We start from the raw sequence: 20400 nt of genomic DNA, 5'->3' as shown, positions 1-20400 counted from the left end.
TTCTAACATGATATATTTAATTTCCCTTCCCTAAAATTTATTTTAACTTTTTGTAACATTTAAAGTAAATTTGGCACTAATTGACAAAACAATTTCTATTTATGAAAAAGCGACTTCTTTCTGTTGCTGCAGCGGCTTTCTTCGGAATGGCTTTGAACGCACAACAAATTAAATTTGAAGAATATGACTTGCCAAATGGTCTTCACGTAATTTTACATCAGGATAATTCTGCACCGGTTGTAACGACAGGTGTAATGTACCATGTAGGTGCAAAGGATGAAGTAAAAGGAAGAACTGGTTTTGCTCACTTCTTCGAGCATCTTTTATTTGAAGGAACACCAAACATCAAAAGAGGTGAATGGTTCAAGATTGTTTCTTCAAACGGAGGACAAAACAACGCTAACACAACGAATGACAGAACGTATTACTATGAAACTTTCCCTTCAAACAACGAGCAGTTGGGTCTTTGGATGGAATCTGAAAGAATGCGTCAGGCTGTTATCAACCAAATAGGGGTAGACACTCAGAGAGAAGTTGTAAAAGAAGAGAAAAGACTAAGAATGGACAACCAGCCTTATGGAAATCTTTTCACTACAGTACAGAAAAACCTTTTCACCAATCACCCATACAACTGGCCAACAATCGGTTCTATGGAAGATTTGAATTCAGCAAAACTAGACGAATTCATTGCTTTCTATAAAAAATATTACGTTCCAAATAACGCTACTTTAGTGGTTGCAGGAGACATCAAACCTGAGCAGACTAAAAAATGGATCGAGGAATATTACGGAGGAATTCCAAAAGGAACGGTTTATCCTAAGAATTTTCCTAAAGACGAGCCTATCACAAAAGAAAGAGAAGTAACGGCTACAGATCCGAACATTCAACTTCCGGCTTATATTTTTGCGTACAGAACTCCGGGTAACAAAGAGAAAGATGCTTATGTTTTAGATATGCTTTCTTCTTATTTAAGTAGCGGAAAATCTTCTGTTCTTTACAAAAAATTAGTAGATCAGGAGAAAAAAGCACTTCAGGTTTCTGCTTTCAACCAAGGTCTTGAAGATTACGGAATCTTCGCATTCTTTGCAATCCCAATGGGACAAACAACGAAGCAGACTTTACAAGCAGACATTGATAATGAAATTAAAAAACTTCAGACAACTTTGATTTCTGATGAAGATTACCAAAAACTTCAGAATCAATTTGAAAATCAGTTTGTAAACCAAAATTCAAGTATTCAAGGAATTGCATCTTCATTGGCAACTTACAGAGTGTTAAACGGAGATACCAACCTTATCAATAAAGAAATTGACATCTACAGATCTATTACAAAACAAGATCTTCAGAATGCTGCTAAAAAATATTTGAATTCTAATCAAAGAGTAATCATCAATTACGTACCTGAAAAAAAATAGTCATTTAAAACTTTTAGGTTGAACTATGATTATTAAAAATTAAATTTTTACAAATGAAAAAGCAATTAACATATATAGCAGCAGCATTTTTATTCTCAGGAATGATTTCTGCACAAAAAATTGATATTAATGCAATGCCAAAACCAGGACCTACTCCTGCCATCAACATTGCAAAACCAAAAACGTTCCAATTAAAGAACGGTCTTACAGTAATGATTGTTGAAAACAACAAATTACCTAGAGTAAACATGAGCCTTTCTATGGACAGACAACCTTATTATGAAGGAGCTGTAACAGGAGTAAGCGAAATCATGGCAGACCAGCTTGGAAACGGAACAACGACTTTAAGTAAAGATGAATTCAACAAAAAAGTTGACTTCCTGGGAGCAAGCTTAAACTTTTCTTCTGCTGGGGCGTCTTCTAATTCACTTTCAAAATATTTCCCTGAAATTTTGACTTTAATGTCTGATGCCATCATTAATCCTAAATTTTCGGCAGATGAAATTAAAAACTCTAAAGATAGAGCAATCGAAGGTCTAAAAAGCGAAGAGAAAAATGCTTCGGCTATCGCGGGTAAAGTTTCTAATGCTTTAACGTATGGAAAAAACACTTCGAGAGGGGAATTCGAGTCTGTTGAATCAATCAATAAAATTCAACTTACGGATGTTCAAAATATCTATCAGAAATATTATGCTCCGGACAATGCTTATTTAGTAATTGTAGGAGATGTTAAATTTGACCAGGTAAAACCAATGGTTGAAAAGGCTTTCGGAAACTGGAAAAAAGCAAATACAAAATTTGCCGCTTTAGAGCCGGCTTCTAATGTAGCTAAAACTGAAATCAATGTTGTAGATGTTCCTTCTGCTGTACAATCTGTAGTTTCTGTAGGAAACATTAACACGTTGAAAGTGAAAGATGCTAATTTTTTCCCTGCAACAATCGCTAACTACATTCTTGGTGGAGGTGGTGAAGCAAGACTTTTCATGAATCTTCGTGAGAAAAACGGTTTCACATACGGAGCGTATTCAAGCATGACTCCAAGCAAATATTCTCCGGAATTCTCTGCTGAAGCGAGTGTAAGAAATGAGGTTACCGATAAAGCGGTAGTAGAATTCATGAAGGAACTTAACGGTATTTCTACCATTAAGCCTGAAGAACTTGCCAATGCAAAAGCAAAATTGAAAGGAAGCTTCATCATGTCTTTGGAGCAGCCAGCAACAATTGCAAGATTTGCAGTAAACCAAAAAATCCAGGATCTGCCTGCTGATTTCTATACCAATTACTTAAAATCTATCGATAAAGTAACTGCTGCAGACGTTACAAACGCTGTAAAAGCTACAATCTTACCAAACCAAAGCAGAATTTTCATCGCTGGTAAAGCATCTGATATTTCTGAAGGATTGGAAAAATTAGGTTACCCAGTAAAATATTTTGATAAAGAGGCTAATCCGGTTGCAAAACCTACTGTACAGAAAGTTGATGCTAATGTAAGCGTAGCTTCTATTGCTGATAAATACATCAATGCAATCGGAGGAAAAGCAAATTTGGCTAAGATTTCTTCTTACACAATGAACGCTTCTATGTCTATGCAAGGACAGAATATTGACTTTAAAACCATTAAAGCTCAAGGCGGAAAGGAATCAACTATCGTATCTATGATGGGGCAAACTATGCAAAAGCAGGTATTTGACGGAAAAACCGGTTATTCTGAGCAAATGGGTAAGAAAATCGATATGAAAGCTGAGCAAATTGCTGAAAAGCAAAAAAACACTGAGCTTTTTGAAGAATTAGGTTTTGCAAAATCAACTGATTATAAAGTAGCAGGAATCGAGAAAATTGCTGGTGAAGATTCTTACGCAGTTAAAGGAGGTGATACTACTTACTACTACAGTGTAAAAACCGGATTAAAAACCGGAGAAACTAAAACGGTAAAAGCTCAGGGTCAGGAAATGAGTATTCCTACAACATTCTCTAACTACAAAGATGTGAACGGTGTGAAAATGCCTTACACCATCTCAGTAAGTCAAATGGGAATGGATATGACTATGGAAGTAAAATCATACGAAGTAAACCAGGCTAAAGATTCTGATTTTAAATAAGAACAGATCGCTTTGATATTAAAAACAGCAACAATTGTTGCTGTTTTTGTTTTTACTTCATATCTTATTTTGCTATTCGATAAAAAAAGATTAAATTTGCCCATTCAAAAAGATAACAGAATTAATGGATACTATATTTACACTATTGATGGTTCTTATTATGATTGCCAGTATTTTATTGACAATCGTTGTTATGGCTCAAAATCCTAAAGGTGGAGGTCTTTCCAGTACATTCGGAGGGGCATCTTCTGCTCAGTTTGGAGTACAGAGAACCAATGACTTTATGGAAAAAGCAACTTGGACATTAGGAGCAGTAATTATCATTCTTATCCTAATCAGCGTTGTAATCACAGGGAAGCCTTCTCAAGCGGCTCCGGCTACACAACAACCTGTGAAAAAAGAAGCTCCAGTACAAAAATCTGCTCCGGCTTCTCAATCAACAACTCCGGTAGCTCCAACAAAATAAAAGATTACATCTTTATATAAAAATAAAAGCAACTCTTTTGGAGTTGCTTTTTTATTTTAGCTTAATCTGCTCTAATTTATATCTCAGTTTTAAACCTGCCTTAAGCAAAGAATATTGCAATGGCTTTGATTCTTTATAATATTTAGAAATAAAGATCTGCATAGCCCCGTAAAATCGTTCGAGATAGACTTCATCCTTTATTGTACTTTCTCCTTTATGATGCAGAATAGAAACTTTACCGTAATAATAGTTTTTGTAGCCATTATTTAAAAGCGTATAGCACAAATCAATATCTTCACCATACATAAAGTACGTTTCATCAAACCTTCCTATTTTTTCGTAAACCTTTTTCTTTATCAGGCAGAAAGCCCCTGTAACAACCTCTATTTCTGAAATATCAAATTCTGAAATATCATTCCGATAATACGATTTTGAATCTTTATTTTTAAAATTGGTAAAAAGCTTTTCAAAAGAATTAAACATATCCGGAACTGAGCGTTTGCTTTCCGGTAAAAAGTTTCCTTTTGCATCATGCATTCTCACCCCAAGACATCCGAAATTTTCTTTAGAATCCACAAAATCAAGGATCTCCTGCATATAGTTTCCCTCGATTTCAGTATCCGGATTAAGAATTAACAGATACTCTCCTATTGCCGCCTGTACCGCTTTATTATTAGCCTTTGCAAAACCTTCATTAACAGACGAGGAAATAAAATGAACTTTCGGAAATTCAGGAATAAGATCTCCCCACGAAGTATCCGTAGAAGCATTATCAATTACAATTACTTCATAATTTACATCTTCTATATATTTCTGAATAGACAAAAGACAATTTTTAAGTAACCGGGTTACATTGTAGCTAACAATAATAATTGACAGTTTCATATTAATCCTTTTCGTTGTAAGGCAATCGGTTGATAATCGACCTTCCTAAAGAAATTTCATCTGCATATTCCAGCTCATCCCCTACAGAAATCCCTCTAGCAATACTGGAAAAATTTACTTTAAAATTTTTAAATTTTTTATAAATGTAGTACGCCGTAGTATCACCTTCCATCGTTGCACTTAATGCAAAAATAAGTTCTTTCACACTTCCGTTATTCAACTTCCTTTCAATACTCGGAATATTCAGTTGATGGGGTCCCACTCCTTCCATTGGAGATATTTTCCCTCCCAAAATAAGGTATTTCCCGGTATACTTTCCTGTATTTTCAATCGCGATTACATCCCGGACATCTTCTACAATGCAAATCGTTTCATCACTGCGTTTATCGTTGCTGCATATTTCGCAGATCTCAAAATCAGAAAAATTGTGACAATCTTTACAATATTTTATTTCGTTCACAAGATTAATCAGAGCATTGCCCAGACTTGTCGCTCTGGAAGCAGGCTGTTTCAATAAATGTAATGCTAATCTCAAAGCCGTTTTCCTCCCGATTCCGGGGAGTCCGGAAATTTCATCTACTGCTTTCGCTAAAACTTTACTTGGATAGTCCATACCTACAAAAATAAAATAAAAAGATGAGTATCTATCGCTGGATTTCGTAAAATGAGATCTGTTTATTATAAAAATTCTATCTTTGAGCCGAAATATGAAAAAAATAAACTAAATGGTACTTAACAATCTAAATTATCCATTAGATTTTAAATTTAAAATCACAACTTTAGCCAGCGACTTCAACATTACTGACAAAAACGGAAATTATGTAGCGTATGTTCGTCAGAAAATGTTCAAACTAAAAGAAGACGTTATTGTTTTTAATGATGAGAGCAAATCAAAAGAACTTTTCAGAATCAAAGCTAACCAATGGATTGATTTTAATGCATCCTATTCCTTAAATGATCTTATCGACAACAAAAACTTCGGAAGACTGGCAAGAAAAGGAATGCGTTCTATATGGAAAGCAAGCTATGATATTTTAGACGCTCAAGATCAGCCGAAATTTAAAATTCAAGAAGATAGCGCTTGGGTAAGATTCTGGGATGGTTTTGTAGGAGAAATCCCAATCATCGGAATGTTTACAGGATACTTCCTAAACCCTTCTTACACCGTGACAGGAATAGATGGAAAAGCTTATTTTAAAATGAAAAAGATGCCTTCATTCTTTGGAAGGAGATTTCAGCTTGACCGACTAATTGATATCGATGATGAAGAAGAAAGTTTAGTTGTACTTTCATTACTTATGATGGTTCTATTAGAAAGAGCCAGAGGATAATAAAACACCAAAACCACATGAAATATTTTATCATTTTCTTTTCAGCATTGTTACTGATCGGATGTAAAAAAGACAAAGAAGCAATTTCCCCTCAAACATCGGGAGATTCTTTAACAGTTGTTCAGGATTCTACTAAAACAGAGACTTCTTCAGGGAAAATTTCTGTAGAAGTATTTCCTTTTCCTAAAGAAATCAAAGAATGCTCATGCTATTTTGCAAAAAATAAAGCCGACTTCGAAACCGAGAAATACATCTATGCCGATGATGCCGGAAAAACGGCTTATATGAAGCTTGACGGTAAAAGACTGGCTTTAAATCTTATTTCTTCCAGTGATATGGAAGCCGATGAAGAACTCAGCAAAGAAATAGAAAATGAAGAATATAAAATCTCTGTAAAAGGTAAAAAAATAAAGAACGAAGAAGCTTTATTATTCCAGGGAACACTGACTATCGAAAAACCTGATGGCACCGTAGTTACCATGCCTATTTATGGTGAATGCGGATGCTAAACCTGCTTCCGGTAAAAATACAAAAGAATGCTTCTGAATGATCGGAAGCATTTTTTATTTTGTAAATTTGAGAAAAATAAATTTCATGGAATTATCTAATATAGAACCGCAGATAATCTGGAAAAACTTCTCCAAATTAAATGCAGTTCCAAGACCCTCAAAAAAAGAAGAAAAAGTAATTGCTTTCATTAAAGAATTTGGTGAAAATCTAGGATTGGAAACTACAGTAGATGAAGTAGGAAATGTCATCATTAAAAAACCTGCCACTGCAGGAATGGAAAACCGCAAATCTGTTGTTTTACAATCGCATTTGGATATGGTTTGCCAAAAGAACAGCGATGTAAATTTTGATTTTGAAACAGAAGGAATCAAAATGGAAATTGACGGAGACTGGGTAAAAGCAAAAGGAACTACTTTGGGTGCAGATAACGGGTTGGGAGTTGCTACCATCATGTCAATTTTAGAAAGTTCGGACATTCCTCACCCAGATCTGGAAGCGCTTTTCACCATAGATGAAGAAACAGGAATGACGGGAGCTTTAGGCTTAAAACCAGGTCAATTAACCGGACAAATTTTATTAAATCTTGATACCGAAGAAGACGATGAAATTGATATCGGTTGTGCAGGAGGAATTGATGTTACGATTACTCAGACCTACGAAACAGAAGCAGCAAACGGACAAATAGTAAGACTTGAAGTAAAGGGATTACAAGGAGGCCACTCAGGAATGGATATCCACAAAGGTTTCGGAAACGCCAACATTATCTTAGGAAGGCTTCTTTACAAAGGGCTGGAAAAACAAAACATTCAGTTGATTTCTATTGATGGAGGCGGATTGAGAAATGCGATTCCTAGAGAAGCAGTAGCAATTGTTTCTGTAAGAAATGCCCAGGAATTCATTTTAGAAGTTACTGATCTTAAAAAAGAAATTGTAGAAGAATTTGCAACTATAGAAGCAGGTCTTCAGATCAATATCGAAAATGCTACTTCTTCTGAAAAAGTACTTTCCGAAACCGATTCAAAGAAAATTATTCTGACATTAAAATCTCTTCACAACGGAGTGTACAGAATGAGCCCGGATGTAAAAGATCTGGTAGAATCTTCAAACAATGTAGCAAGAGTAGAACTAAAAGGCGGAGCTTTAAAAATCTTAAATCTTTCCCGTTCTTCTGTAGAATCTTCTAAATATTCTGTTGCTGAACAATTAAAATCAGTAGCTGAGCTTGCAGGAATGAATACTGAATTCAGTGGTTCTTATCCGGGATGGAAGCCAAAGCCGGGTTCTGAGATCGTTCAGTTGATGGAAAAAATCTATGTTGAAAAATTCAGTGAGAAACCACACGTTGTAGCATGTCATGCAGGTTTGGAATGTGGAATTATCGGAGCTAATTATCCTGAAATGGAAATGGTAAGTTTCGGACCTACGATCAGAGGAGCGCACTCTCCGGATGAAAGAGCGAATATTCCTTCTGCTCAGAAATTCTGGGCATTCACTAAAGATATTTTAGCGAATATTCCTTTAAAATAAATTGAAAAAATATACTATTGAATATCCAAAATCTTACGATTTTGGATATTTTTAATTTCAACCATTCCTTAAAATTTAAAATTATTATGAAAAGTATCACGGTATTTTGCGGTTCAAGTTTCGGTTCAGATGATGTTTTTAAAGAACAAGCCACTTTGCTTGGACAAACTTTGGCAAAACAAAATATTCAATTGGTATATGGCGGAGCTGATGTCGGTTTAATGGGCGCTGTTGCTGACGGAGCTTTACATGCAGGAGGAAAAGTTATTGGTGTTCTTCCCCACTTTTTACAGTCAAAAGAAATCGCTCACAAGCAATTGACCGAAGTCGCAACAATATTTGGTAATAGATGAAACCGAATTCATCTTTAGTTGAAAAGCATTTATTCCAATAAAGAATCTGTTTTTGAATGTTAATTTATTAGTTACATTTAAGAGATTTTACAAAATATTAGGAATGTTAAAAAAAAAGAATTAATTTGATGATTTCAAAAAATTAGTAAATGAAGAAAAATTTATTTTGGAGATTATTGTCATTAATAATCTTAACTTTCTTTTTGAATTCATGTCGGAGTGAAGATCTTTTACAAGATGATAGAGGTGAACAAAAATACCAGGTTTCTATACTGAATAAAGAAGAGGTTAACAGGCTGAAACCACTTTTAAAGGAACTTTCAGAAATAAAATCTAAGTTCAGATATAATACCAACACTAATGAGAAAGTTGTTCAAAATGAGATTTTAGATGGTGCAATTATTGGAACGAATCGGGTTTTATTAGTTGAAAATAATGGAATAAAAACTTATACATTTCCAATTTCAAGAACATACCTTAGTAGTAAGTCTGAAAACCTGGTTGTAAAAGAAAATGCAGATCATAGCTTTTCAGGTGTTTTAATTCAGTACGATCTTACAAAAGAGCAACAGCAAAAATTTATTTCTGGAGAAATAACAGACATTAAAGCAAAGATTAAAATTTACGATATTGATAAACTTAACATTGCGGCAAGGGTCCAGACTGACCAAGTAGGATGTTATATCATCACTTGGGAAACTGGTTGGTGCTCTGCCGCTGTACACCAAACAGGAAGTGATAGTACTTGTAAAGTAGGAGGTGCACCTGCTCCAACAATATTATCAATAGAGGATACCTGCAATCAGGATTCTGGAGGTGGAAATGGAACAGGTGATGGAGGATTAGGAGGAATTGGAACGGGAGGAGGACCAATTGATTTAGGGGGAGTTTATATTACTTTTCCATTTGTTTCTTTAGGATATGAATATTATCAAACAGAAGATCCAGCCGATCCAAATTATGTTCATTATGTTAATACAGCCAACTATTTTATATCATTAGGAAATACGTTGAACCAATTAAGAGTTAATAATCCTGATTTGTTTTATTATACTTACTTTTACTTTAAGAATAATGGGATCAATATTCCAACAAAAAAATTTATTACAGAAAGATTGACAGGATTAAATGTATGGTATGAGAATGTAAACAGCAATCCTAATCTTTCTCCAATGAACAACCAATATTTTCTTAATTGGGCATTTCAATATCTAATACAGAACCCCGATATTACTTGGCAAGAATTCTACGATGAATATCTATCTACACCCTGTGATAATATTAAAAGTAAATTTAATGATGTTAAATTCAAAGAAAAAGTTACAACCATAGATAAACCAGCAGTTCTTGATTATGATCATGAGATGGGGTATTCAGCAGCATATCCAGTTAATACAACCATTGCAGAAACTCAATATCAACCAATGGAAAATTCACTTGGTACACATAATGTTGTTTTACCGAGCGGAAACCAATATTTTGGATTTATACATTCTCATAATAATGAAAGTAATGGAGGGACACCAATTAAAATATTTTCGCCAGCAGATGTTATAACTTTCTTAACAAGTTGTGTAAGAAATGCTGAAGAGAATGGAAATATAAAAGATGCTTATTGTATGGTTATTACATCTGAAGGGAATTATATGCTCCAATATAGTGGTAATGGCGATTTTAGCATTGGTCCCAATCAAATTAGTAATTGGAAAAATTGGTATTTAACAGAGATTCAAAAACTACAAAACGAAGATGGAACTTTTGATCAGGCTGATATAGAAAAGTTTTTTGCTAATTTTTTAAGTCAATCAGTTAAAATAACGGGATTAGAGGTTTATAAAGTAGAAAAGATAACAGGTAATGCCTCTAGAATAAATACAGATGGATCAAAAACTCCTTGTCCATAAAATTTAAAATTTAAATTATGAAAAACATATTATTACTTATATTATTCATACTAGCAACATCTTGCAAAGCACAAACCTATCCATTACGAACTTATTCTACAGTACCTTCAGATTCTTATATAAAAGATTTAGATGATGAGTTATTAGCATATGAAGGTACATGGACTGGACAGTGGAATGGAAAAATTTTTAATCTAAGTTTGAAGAAGATTAAAAAATATTTTACTCATTTGAATAATAATCCATATTACATGGATGTATTAATAGGTAAATTTAAGGTTACTAATTTAAACGGATTGGTGTTATTTGATAACACATCAGTTTCTGATAGTGATGCTAAAATTGTTGGGGGGAAAATATTCTCCCAAAGTAGTACAAAATATTCTTTACGATATTTAGATCCTGATATTTGCGATATGAATGGATTAATAATGATTAATTTTACAGACCAATCAAAGACAATGCTAAATTGGAAATTTTCTGATACGACTGATATTATTACTTCAGATTGTTCATTTTATAATTCTAATCCATTTCCAGATCCGCTGCCAAAGAGTATTGTTCTAACAAAGCAATAAATTAATTATTAAAGGGGAAACAATAATGTTGATTGCTGACGTTTGATTAAATTAATTTTTAAGGATTTGTATGTAATATAATTGATTAACATTTTCTTAAATAATGTGATGAAAATGAAAGTTGGCATTTAATTTCTTTGCCTCTACATATAATAATACAACTGAGCTTATTCTAGTAGAAACCATGCACGAAAGAAAAACTAAAATGAACGACCTTTGTGATGGCGTGATTGTTCTTCTGGGAGGTTACGGAACCTTGGAAGAGTTTTTCGAAATGATCATCTGGGCGCAACTCGGACTTCATCAAAAGCCCATTGCTGTTTTAAATATTGACGGTTTTTATAACGACCTGATAAAGCTTGTTCAAACCATGGTTGATAAAGGATTTTTAAAATCCATTAACAGAGATATGTTACTGATTAGTGATACTGTTGATGAGTTGTTGGCAATGATGAAAAATTATCAAGCTCCGACTGTTGGAAAATGGATTTCAAAAGGTGAAGTTTAGTACATTTGCAGTATTAAAATTTTTCACACATAAAAGAAATATAAAATGAAAAATATTTTTCTGACTGCAGGATTATTTTTAAGTCAAATAATTTCTGCGCAATATCATTATCCTTCAACTCCCGAAAAAACAGTTGTTGATGATTATTTCGGCACCAAAATCACAGACAACTACAGATGGCTGGAAGATATCAAAAACCCTGAAGTAGAGAAATGGTTTAGATCCCAATCGGATTTTAGTCATAGTCTTATTAATAAAATCCCACACCGTGAAGATCTGTACAAACGTATGAAGGAGGTACAGGAAATGAACGGTGATTCTTTCGACGCCATATTCCAAAGACAAAATGCTTATTTTTATACCAAAACCAAGAAAAGTGAAAACCTTTCCAAATTATACTCCAGAGATCTTTCTTCCGGAAAAGAAACATTGATTTTCGACCCTGAAACGCTTGGTAAGGATACTCAGATCACCAATTTTGCGGTTGATTCTAAATCCAAGAAAATTGCCATTTTATTATCAAAATCAGGTGGTGAAATTTGTACTTTAAGGATTTTGGATCTCACAACTCATCAACTTCTTAATGATGAGATCGGACCTATCTGGAGCGAATTTGCTTTTGAATTTACACAGGACGACAAAGGTATTTTGTATACTAAAATGAGTACTTCAGATCCTAACAGCAACATGCTTTTAAAAGATATGAAAGCGATGCTTCACGTAATAGGAACGGATACAAAAACAGATAAAATACTCGCTTCAAGAGAAGAATATCCGGAACTGAATGCTTTAACCGAACAATTTACAAGTGTCTATTTTACCGATGATTATAAATATATTGTTCTGAGATTAAGCTCCGTAAAATCTGAAAGCCCGATTTTTGTTGCTCCCTATTCAGAGTTAAAAAATAAAAAAGTAAAATGGAGGCAAATTGTAAAACCTTCAGATGACATTACGGATGTGTTTATTTCCGGTGACAAGCTTTTCCTGCTTACCCATAAAGATGCTCCGAATTACAAAATAACCCTTACAAGTCTTTCAAAACCTGATTTGAAGAATGCTAAAATAGTCGTTCCTGAGAGCAATAACAACGTAATTATCAGTATTCACAACTCTAAAAATTACCTTTACTATTCTTTAGGAGACGGTATCGTGAGAGATAAGTATCAGGTAAATATCAATACATTGGAAGGAAAAAAAGTTGCTTTTCCAACCGGAGTTAATAGTTCGTTATCACTCAGCCAGAGAGAAAATGATAATATTTACTGCAATAATGTCAATTGGCTAACTCCCTTAACAACGTATGAATACAATCCGGAAAAGGGAGATATCATAAAAAGCAAATACCTTAATTCTGAGACCAATTATCCTGATTATAATGCGCTTTACACTGTAAAAGAAGTTGAAGTGAAAAGCCACGACGGTGTAATGGTGCCGCTTTCTATTATTTATCCTAAAAACATGAAAATGGACGGGAATAATCCGGCTTATATTACAGGATATGGCGGTTACGGTTTTTCTTATGAACCCCGCTTTTCAGCAAGACTTTCCGTATTATTGGAACAAGGCGTTATCCTTGCCGTGGCTCACGTAAGAGGTGGCGGAGAAAAGGGTGAAAGATGGCACGAAGCAGGAATGAAAGCAACCAAACCAAACACCTGGAAAGATTTTATTGCCTGTACAGAGTATTTGATTAACCAAAAATATACTTCTCCTTCAAAATTAATCGGAAATGGAGTAAGCGCAGGCGGAATTCTTATCGGAAGAGCGATTACCGAAAGACCGGATCTTTATGCAGTTGCAATTCCTGAAGTTGGGTTAACCAATGCGATAAGAACAGAAATAACAGCAAACGGACCTAACCAGATACCGGAAATCGGAACATTAAAAAATGAAGAAGACACAAAGCATCTGATTGAAATGGATGCTCAAAGCAAGGTAAAAAAAGGAGTAAAATACCCTGCCGTAATTGTACGTGTAGGTATGAATGATTCCCGAGTGGTTCCTTGGATGCCAGGTAAATTTGCGGCAATCTTACAAAATAATTCAGCTTCTAAAAAACCTGTTGTATTGTATGCAAATTACGACAATGGACACTTTACAAGCGATTATGATGTTATTTTCAAAGAATATGCAGATATTTTTTCTTTTGCATTGTGGCAGGTTGGACATCCGAATTTTCAGCCTTCGAAAAATTAAGATAAACAAAAGCCTTTCAGGTATTTAAAAGCTTGTGTTCATATAATAAGTTGAATTTTTTTGTCATGAATATTTACAATGTAAATAAAGAAATGCTTGGAGTCGGTATAACATTTTTAACAATATTTGTTATTGTCCCATTAATTGTTCCTCAAACCGACTGTAATGAATTTCGAGAAACATTAAAACATGAAAAATGTTCAATAAAGATAGATTCGATAGAAAATTTTGGACCTTTTAAAATTTTAGGAACAAATCCCGAAACTAATGAGCCTTGTGAATGCAATCACTATAATAGGTGGTGGAATTTTTATAAAGACGAAATGAAACCCGGCGATTATTTTATAAAAAATGAAGGAGAGGCATTCTTTAAAATAGTAAAACCAGATACAATAATTACTCACGAATGGAAATGTCCATCTAAATAAACAAAACCTCCCGAAGAAAATCTTCGGGAGGTTTTTTATTATCATTTAAATAAATTCGTCTAAGGATAAGGAGCAATTTCCACTTCCAGTCCTTCCATTTCAGGAACGATATGCAATTGGCAACCCAATCTGCTGTTATCTTTCACATGGAAAGCTTCTGCTAGCATTGCATCTTCTTCAGCTTCCATTACATTCAGTCCCGGATCATTGATCACGTAGACCTGACAAGAAGCACACATCGCCATTCCTCCGCAAACTCCTATAGTTCCCTCTTCTGCTAATTCATAAGAGCGGATAATTTCCATGAGATTCATGGACATATCCGTAGGAGCTACAATATCGTGCGTTACACCTTCTCTGTCGGTGATTTTTATATTAATATCTGACATAATTTTGCAAAATTAGTCAATTTTTTTCACAACTGCTTTCTCAGCTTCTTTTCTACTTCCGTCGAATCCATCTACACCACTTACTGTTGTATATTTCAATACGAATTTTTTACCTGGATTCAGTCTGTTGTACACACTCTGACACATCAAAGTCGCTTCATGGAAACCACAAAGAATCAATTTTAATTTTCCTGGATACGTATTGATATCACCGATAGCGTAGATTCCATCGATGTTCGTTTGGTAATCTAATGCGTTATTTACAACGATCGCATTTTTCTCGATATTCAATCCCCAGTTTCCGATTTCTCCTAATTTTGGAGTTAATCCGAATAATGGAATAAAATAATCTGTCTCAATATCGTAAGGATCCTGACCGTCTACAGCAACAGTAATCGCTTCAACTTTTCCATCTCCTTTGATTGCCGTAACTTCAGCAGGAGTGATTAATTTAATTTTCCCTTGATTTTTTAAATCCTGAACTTTTTCAACAGAATCCAAAGCTCCGCGGAACTCGTTTCTTCTGTGAATCAATGTAACTTCACTGGCAACATTGGATAAGAAAACACTCCAGTCAAGTGCAGAATCTCCTCCTCCTGCAATAACTACTCTTTTATTTCTGAAATGTTCAGGTTCTTTTACGAAATATTCAAGACCTTTTTCTTCATAGTCAGCAATATTATCCATAGTCGGCTTTCTAGGTTCAAAAGTTCCTAAACCTCCTGCAATTGCAATTGCTTTTGCTCTGTGAACAGTTCCTTTGTTAGTCACTACTTCAAACCATTCATCATCTACTTTTGTATAAGAAACTGCAGTTTCTCCCAAAGTGAATCCCGGTTGGAATTGTTTGATCTGCTCCATTAAATTATCCACCAATTCACCTGCATTTACAGACGGATACCCCGGAATATCAAAAATAGGTTTTTTAGGATAAAGCTCTGCCAATTGTCCTCCCGGCTGAGGAAGTGCGTCGATGATGTGACACTTCATTTTTAATAATCCTGCTTCAAATACAGCAAAAAGCCCAGTTGGTCCTGCTCCTATGATCAATATATCGGTCGTTATCATAATAATAAGATAATTTAATTATACTTGTAGCTGCAAATTTACTAATTTTAATGCGAAGCATATTTAATTCAGTCTAAATAAAAAACTGAGATTTGTCAAATAGTGAGAAAAATAAAGCAAAAAATTTGGCAACCTTTTTGTAAATGTCTAATCATGAAGAAAATTTTAAACCTTTTCACCATATTTATATTCTCTCTGAGCTTTGCTCAAATAGATAATGTCGCGAACGGTGAATCCATCACACTTAGAATTCACTACGGATTTCTGAATGCAGGAAGTGCCACTCTTACCACCCAAAATACCACTTATAAAGGGGCACCCCACCTTTATGTAAAAGGAACAGGGCAAACGACAGGAGCTGTAAGAGCTTTTTTCAAAGTAGAAGATTTATATGAAAGTTATATTAATATCAATACAGGATTACCAAGCTTCTATGTGAGAAACGTAAAAGAAGGAAGCTATCGCCAGCATTTTGAAACCACTTTTAATCATGACAATAACACCTTAATCCTGACAGATAAAAAAACGCCTGCCAATGGTTCTAAAGTCATAAAATCAGTAAAAGGGGTTCAGGATATGCTTTCCTGTTTTTATTATTTAAGAAGTAAAAGCCCGGCTGAGTTAAAAACAGGTACTATTATCAATATGAATGTATGGATTGATGATGAAATGTTCCCCTTTCAGCTAAGAGTAGTGGGTACAGAGAATTTAAAAACAAAATTCGGGACCATCAACTGTCTGAAAATAATACCATCTGTAAAAAGTGGCAGAGTATTTAAAGAAAAAGAAGGCGTTACCATGTGGGTTTCCAATGACTACAACCATATTCCTATGCTTCTAAAAGCAGAATTGGCAGTAGGTTCTTTGAAGGCAAGTATTGATGATTTTAAAAATGTAAAATATCCTTTAAAGTTTGTAAAATAACATAGTGTTAGTTTTCTATAAAAATAGTTTCGGCTGCCCTTTGGGCAGCCGAAACTATTTTTACCCCACTGATAAACAAATAATATTTACATTTCAAATTTCTGATAAAATGAAAAATTTCAACTTTTATTCTCTACCTTATGTAATAATTTTTAAACTTGGATTGTCATGAATATATAAGCCTAAGAAAAATCATGAAAACCAAATTACTCATCACCTTATTATTATTTTCCAGCTTCATTTATTCCCAGAAAAAGGAAGATGATCATATCGTAAGAAAAAAAATACTCATTACAAAAACCCCATCTTCACCCAAAATTGACGGTATCCTTGATGATGCAGAATGGCAGAATGCTCCCATTGCAACTAATTTCATTGAACGAAATCCTAATAACGGAAAACCTCAGGAAGATTCAATAAAAACCGAAGTCAGAATTTTATATGATGACACCGGAGTTTATTTCGGAGCACAGATGTATGACCCCACTCCAAATAAAATCGCTAAAGAGTTAACAGAAAGAGACGGCATCAACAATGATGATTTTTTTGGTGTTGCTTTGAACGGCTATAATGATAAACAGCAGAGTTTAGAATTTGTAGTTACAGCAGCTGGAGTTCAGTTTGATGCAAAAATCACCACTGATGGCGAAGATGATACCTGGAATTCTATTTGGTACAGTGGTGCAAAAATCAACGAAAAAGGTTGGGCAGTTGAGATAAAAATTCCTTATTCGGAACTAAGGTTTCCTAAGAATAATGTTCAGGAATGGGGAATGAATATGTTCAGAAGAATTCAGAGAATCAAAGCGTCTTATGACTGGAATTTTGTAGACAATGCAAAAAGCTCTTACACTCTTTTTGACGGAGTTTTACAGGGAATTGAAAACATTAATCCTCCAACCCGACTGTCTTTCACTCCTTATTTTTCCACTTATGTAAACAGTTTTGACGGAAAAACTACTTCAAGTTTTAACGGCGGAATGGATGTTAAATACGGAATCAATGATGCTTTCACTTTTGACATGACCCTGATTCCGGATTTCGGACAGGCCAATTTTGATAATTCGATTTTAAATTTAACCCCGTTTGAACAGCAGTTTTCCGAACAAAGAACCTTCTTTACCGAAGGAACCGAATTATTCAGCAAAGGAGGAATGTTTTATTCAAGAAGAGTTGGCGGAGAACCATCTCGTTATCCTGTAATCAATGACAATGAAGAGGTGACTGAATATCCTGCAAAAGTAAAATTATTTAATGCTTTTAAAATTTCGGGAAGAACCAAAAAAGGATTGGGTATCGGTTTTTTCAACGGAGTTACGCAAAAAATGGAAGCTACTATTTTTAATCATGAAACCGGAGAAACCAGAAAGGAAGTCGTGGAACCATGGACGAATTATAATGTCTTGGTTTTTGACCAGAGATTTAATGGAAATTCTTCTGTATCATTGATCAATACAAACGTTACGAGGGACGGAAACTTTCGCGATGCTAATGCAACAGGTCTTCTTTGGGATCTTAACAATAAGAAAAACACATATAAAACTTTCGGAAGCCTGAAAGGAAGCTGGGTAATGGATGGCGAAACGAAATTCGGAACAAAAGCCGAAGCTGGACTGGAAAAAATTGCAGGAAAACACCGTTTTAACTTCGTTGGAAACCTGACGACAAAAGATTGGGATATTAATGACGTAGGATTTTCAACCAAAACCAATTTTGCCAATTATAACACTTGGTACGGTTACAGAATCTTGAAACCTACAAAAACATTCAATAATATATATCTGAATTTTAATCTGAATTATTTTCACAGATTAGAACCTTTTATCTTCCAGAATTTTATTTTTAATCACAATAATAGTTTTACAGATAAAAATTTTAGAAGTTTCGGTGGTGGGATTGAATTTACACCTTTTGGTCAGAATGATATTTATGAACCCCGTACTTTTGGAAGACATCTTAAAGTTCCCGGATACTTCGACTCATGGATTTGGCTTGAAAGTGACAGCAGAAAAAAATTACAGTATAATTTTACCATAGATTATTATGCATTTGATGAGAAAGGAAGAAACCAGGTAATTACCAACTTTGGGCTACGCTATCGATTTTCAGATAAATTTAATGTAAACTGGAGTTTCAACCCAAGTTTCAGTAATAATGAAACCGGTTTTACAGGAAAAAAAGACACCGATATTTTCATTGGAAGAAGACAGAGAAACACGTACGAAAATGCTTTAACTTCTAAATATACATTCAACGAAAAAACGGCTCTTACCTTAACATTCAGACATTATTTTTCAGACGTTACCTATAAACAGTTTTACACGTTAAACCAGGACGGAGGTTTAACTGAAACCAATCTTTTTGACCGAAATTTAAACGGAACTTATAACGCATGGAACGTTGATTTAAGATTTTCATGGTGGTTTGCTCCGGGAAGTCAGCTGACTTTCTTGTATCGAAATGCCACTTCAAATTATCTTGAAATGTCCAGATTAAATATGACAAAAAACTATGATCTGCTTTTCAGTGAGCCTACTGTAAATAACTTTTCATTAAAACTCACTTACTTTTTAGACTACAATCGTGTGAAAAGCTGGACGAAGAAAAAGAGTATAAAAAGCTAATAACCACAGTAATTTTTTATGAATCAGTTTTTAATTACGTTTTGTTTCTTAGGTCAGTAATTAAAAACAAAAAACCTCCGAAAATTTCGGAGGTTTGATTTTTTATAATGTTTTAAACTGTTCTAAAGTTCTGATATCATTTTCGAAGAACATTCTGATGTCGCTCATTTGATAAAGAAGCATTACGATTCTTTCAATACCCATTCCGAAAGCATATCCTGAATATTTATCAGCATCAATATTTACATTTTTCAGAACAGCAGGATCTACCATTCCGCAACCCATGATTTCCAACCAACCTGTTCCTTTTGTAATTCTGTAGTCAGTTTCAGAGTTTAATCCCCAATATACATCAATTTCAGCACTTGGCTCTGTAAACGGGAAATAAGAAGGTCTCAATCTGATCTTAGATTTTCCAAAAAGCTCAGTGGTAAAGAACTGAATGGTTTGTTTCAAATCTGCAAAACTTACGTTCTCATCAATATACAACCCTTCAATCTGATGGAAAATACAGTGTGAACGTGAAGAAACCGCTTCATTACGGAATACTCTTCCCGGAGATAAAATTCTGATCGGTGGCTGATTTTCTTCCATATAACGGATCTGTACCGAAGAAGTATGCGTTCTCAGCAAAATATCCGGATTCTGTTCGATAAAGAACGTATCCTGCATATCTCTTGCCGGATGATATTCCGGAAGGTTCAATGCTGTAAAATTATGCCAGTCATCTTCAATTTCCGGTCCGTCTGCTACAGCAAAACCGATTGATTTAAAGATTTCAATAATTCTGTTTTTCACCAAGTTGATCGGATGTCTAGAACCTAGATCTAATGGAAAAGCAGGTCTTGTAAGATCTTCTTTTTCTAAGATAATAGAAGATTCTGAAGCATTTTTCAAATCCTCCAACTTTACATTAACAGCTTGCTTTAAAGTATTGATTTTTTGCCCAAATTCTTTCTTCTGGTCGTTCGGAACTTCTTTAAATTTTTCAAAAAAATCGTTCAGAATACCTTTTTTACCATTGTACTTAATTCGGAAGTTTTCAATTTCTTCTTTTGATGTGGTACTGAAGCCGTTTACTTCAACTAGTAATTCTTCTATCTTTTCTATCATTGTTTTACCCTTTCAAAATGTTTTGCAAAAATACGGTTTTTCAACGAAATAATTTTCCTTAAACTGTTAAAAAAAATCT

The 20400-nt window shown here is 34.3% G+C and carries 17 protein-coding genes and 2 pseudogenes; 14 read left to right on the top strand and 5 right to left on the bottom strand.

What is annotated here, in order from left to right; genetic code table 11:
• The first annotated feature begins 101 nt into the window (after positions 1–101).
• The 3 genes from LV842_RS07575 to secG all read left to right on the top strand — a co-directional run bounded on the left by LV842_RS07575 (position 102) and on the right by secG (position 3980).
• Positions 102–1415: a M16 family metallopeptidase gene (locus tag LV842_RS07575; protein ID WP_233110847.1), complete on the top strand. Its 1314-nt coding sequence runs from the start codon at positions 102–104 to the stop codon at positions 1413–1415.
• Positions 1416–1468: 53 nt separating this feature from the next.
• On the top strand, positions 1469–3514 hold the full coding sequence (locus LV842_RS07570; protein ID WP_233110846.1) for a M16 family metallopeptidase: 2046 nt from the start codon (positions 1469–1471) through the stop codon (positions 3512–3514).
• Between the two features lie 124 nt (positions 3515–3638).
• Positions 3639–3980: a preprotein translocase subunit SecG gene (gene secG / locus LV842_RS07565; RefSeq protein ID WP_233110845.1), complete on the top strand. Its 342-nt coding sequence runs from the start codon at positions 3639–3641 to the stop codon at positions 3978–3980.
• A gap of 51 nt (positions 3981–4031) precedes the next feature.
• On the opposite strand, the gene LV842_RS07560 is transcribed toward secG, so the two are convergent.
• Positions 4032–4871 carry a glycosyltransferase family 2 protein gene (locus LV842_RS07560; RefSeq protein ID WP_233111058.1) on the bottom strand — a complete coding sequence of 280 codons (840 nt, stop codon included), beginning with the start codon at positions 4869–4871 and terminating at the stop codon, positions 4032–4034.
• Complete coding sequence (recR, locus tag LV842_RS07555; protein WP_233110844.1) at positions 4867–5478, bottom strand: recombination mediator RecR; 612 nt, start codon at positions 5476–5478, stop codon at positions 4867–4869. The genes LV842_RS07560 and recR overlap by 5 nt, the downstream gene beginning before the upstream one ends.
• A 112-nt stretch (positions 5479–5590) precedes the next feature.
• Here recR and LV842_RS07550 point away from each other — a divergent pair, with 112 nt between their 5' ends.
• From LV842_RS07550 to LV842_RS07510, 9 genes and pseudogenes are all read left to right on the top strand, one after another.
• Complete coding sequence (locus tag LV842_RS07550; RefSeq protein ID WP_233110843.1) at positions 5591–6196, top strand: LURP-one-related/scramblase family protein; 606 nt, start codon at positions 5591–5593, stop codon at positions 6194–6196.
• A gap of 17 nt (positions 6197–6213) precedes the next feature.
• A complete protein-coding gene (locus LV842_RS07545; RefSeq protein ID WP_233110842.1) occupies positions 6214–6705 on the top strand; it encodes a hypothetical protein in 492 nt (163 codons plus the stop codon).
• 85 nt (positions 6706–6790) lie between these two features.
• Positions 6791–8233 (top strand): aminoacyl-histidine dipeptidase, encoded by a 1443-nt coding sequence (locus LV842_RS07540; protein ID WP_233110841.1) that lies wholly within the window; start codon positions 6791–6793, stop codon positions 8231–8233.
• A gap of 86 nt (positions 8234–8319) precedes the next feature.
• Positions 8320–8571: pseudogene (locus LV842_RS07535) on the top strand (LOG family protein); the annotation flags it as partial.
• Between the two features lie 164 nt (positions 8572–8735).
• Positions 8736–10490, top strand: coding sequence for a hypothetical protein (locus LV842_RS07530; protein WP_233110840.1), 1755 nt, complete (start codon positions 8736–8738; stop codon positions 10488–10490).
• Between the two features lie 17 nt (positions 10491–10507).
• Positions 10508–11068, top strand: a complete 561-nt coding sequence (locus LV842_RS07525) for a DUF6705 family protein (protein ID WP_233110839.1) — start codon at positions 10508–10510, stop codon at positions 11066–11068.
• Between the two features lie 148 nt (positions 11069–11216).
• Positions 11217–11576 (top strand): annotated as a pseudogene (locus LV842_RS07520) (LOG family protein); the annotation flags it as partial.
• Positions 11577–11621: 45 nt separating this feature from the next.
• On the top strand, positions 11622–13775 hold the full coding sequence (locus LV842_RS07515) for a prolyl oligopeptidase family serine peptidase (RefSeq protein ID WP_233110838.1): 2154 nt from the start codon (positions 11622–11624) through the stop codon (positions 13773–13775).
• A 65-nt stretch (positions 13776–13840) separates the two neighbouring features.
• Positions 13841–14203: a hypothetical protein gene (locus LV842_RS07510; RefSeq protein WP_233110837.1), complete on the top strand. Its 363-nt coding sequence runs from the start codon at positions 13841–13843 to the stop codon at positions 14201–14203.
• Positions 14204–14262: 59 nt separating this feature from the next.
• On the opposite strand, the gene LV842_RS07505 is transcribed toward LV842_RS07510, so the two are convergent.
• Entirely contained in the window at positions 14263–14592 is a 330-nt protein-coding gene (locus tag LV842_RS07505) for a 2Fe-2S iron-sulfur cluster-binding family protein (protein ID WP_233110836.1), read from the bottom strand.
• A gap of 12 nt (positions 14593–14604) precedes the next feature.
• Entirely contained in the window at positions 14605–15660 is a 1056-nt protein-coding gene (locus LV842_RS07500; RefSeq protein ID WP_233110835.1) for an NAD(P)/FAD-dependent oxidoreductase, read from the bottom strand.
• Positions 15661–15813: 153 nt separating this feature from the next.
• On the opposite strand from LV842_RS07500, the gene LV842_RS07495 reads away from it, so the two are divergent.
• Positions 15814–16584 (top strand): DUF3108 domain-containing protein, encoded by a 771-nt coding sequence (locus LV842_RS07495; RefSeq protein ID WP_233110834.1) that lies wholly within the window; start codon positions 15814–15816, stop codon positions 16582–16584.
• A gap of 194 nt (positions 16585–16778) precedes the next feature.
• The gene (locus LV842_RS07490; protein WP_233110833.1) at positions 16779–19208 is read left to right on the top strand and encodes a DUF5916 domain-containing protein; all 2430 of its coding nucleotides are present in this window, start codon (positions 16779–16781) and stop codon (positions 19206–19208) included.
• Between the two features lie 102 nt (positions 19209–19310).
• Here LV842_RS07490 and pheS read toward each other — a convergent pair whose 3' ends face one another.
• The gene (gene pheS / locus LV842_RS07485) at positions 19311–20321 is read right to left on the bottom strand and encodes a phenylalanine--tRNA ligase subunit alpha (protein WP_233110832.1); all 1011 of its coding nucleotides are present in this window, start codon (positions 20319–20321) and stop codon (positions 19311–19313) included.
• Positions 20322–20400: the final 79 nt, after the last annotated feature.

Origin of the sequence: Chryseobacterium gwangjuense (assembly GCF_021311115.1) — a bacterium.
Lineage (GTDB): Bacteria > Bacteroidota > Bacteroidia > Flavobacteriales > Weeksellaceae > Chryseobacterium > Chryseobacterium gwangjuense.
The sequence above is the reverse complement of the archived record's forward strand: the minus strand, read 5'-3'. Positions and strand labels throughout refer to the sequence as shown.

Bases quoted from the DNA above. Each gene is read 5' to 3' on its own strand.
- LV842_RS07575 (WP_233110847.1), top strand. From the start codon at position 102: ATGAAAAAGCGACTTCTTTCTGTTGCTGCAGCGGCTTTCTTCGGAATG.
- LV842_RS07570 (WP_233110846.1), top strand. From the start codon at position 1,469: ATGAAAAAGCAATTAACATATATAGCAGCAGCATTTTTATTCTCAGGA.
- secG (WP_233110845.1), top strand. From the start codon at position 3,639: ATGGATACTATATTTACACTATTGATGGTTCTTATTATGATTGCCAGT.
- recR (WP_233110844.1), bottom strand. From the start codon at position 5,478: ATGGACTATCCAAGTAAAGTTTTAGCGAAAGCAGTAGATGAAATTTCC.
- LV842_RS07550 (WP_233110843.1), top strand. From the start codon at position 5,591: ATGGTACTTAACAATCTAAATTATCCATTAGATTTTAAATTTAAAATC.
- LV842_RS07545 (WP_233110842.1), top strand. From the start codon at position 6,214: ATGAAATATTTTATCATTTTCTTTTCAGCATTGTTACTGATCGGATGT.
- LV842_RS07540 (WP_233110841.1), top strand. From the start codon at position 6,791: ATGGAATTATCTAATATAGAACCGCAGATAATCTGGAAAAACTTCTCC.
- LV842_RS07530 (WP_233110840.1), top strand. From the start codon at position 8,736: ATGAAGAAAAATTTATTTTGGAGATTATTGTCATTAATAATCTTAACT.
- LV842_RS07525 (WP_233110839.1), top strand. From the start codon at position 10,508: ATGAAAAACATATTATTACTTATATTATTCATACTAGCAACATCTTGC.
- LV842_RS07515 (WP_233110838.1), top strand. From the start codon at position 11,622: ATGAAAAATATTTTTCTGACTGCAGGATTATTTTTAAGTCAAATAATT.
- LV842_RS07510 (WP_233110837.1), top strand. From the start codon at position 13,841: ATGAATATTTACAATGTAAATAAAGAAATGCTTGGAGTCGGTATAACA.
- LV842_RS07505 (WP_233110836.1), bottom strand. From the start codon at position 14,592: ATGTCAGATATTAATATAAAAATCACCGACAGAGAAGGTGTAACGCAC.
- LV842_RS07500 (WP_233110835.1), bottom strand. From the start codon at position 15,660: ATGATAACGACCGATATATTGATCATAGGAGCAGGACCAACTGGGCTT.
- LV842_RS07495 (WP_233110834.1), top strand. From the start codon at position 15,814: ATGAAGAAAATTTTAAACCTTTTCACCATATTTATATTCTCTCTGAGC.
- LV842_RS07490 (WP_233110833.1), top strand. From the start codon at position 16,779: ATGAAAACCAAATTACTCATCACCTTATTATTATTTTCCAGCTTCATT.
- pheS (WP_233110832.1), bottom strand. From the start codon at position 20,321: ATGATAGAAAAGATAGAAGAATTACTAGTTGAAGTAAACGGCTTCAGT.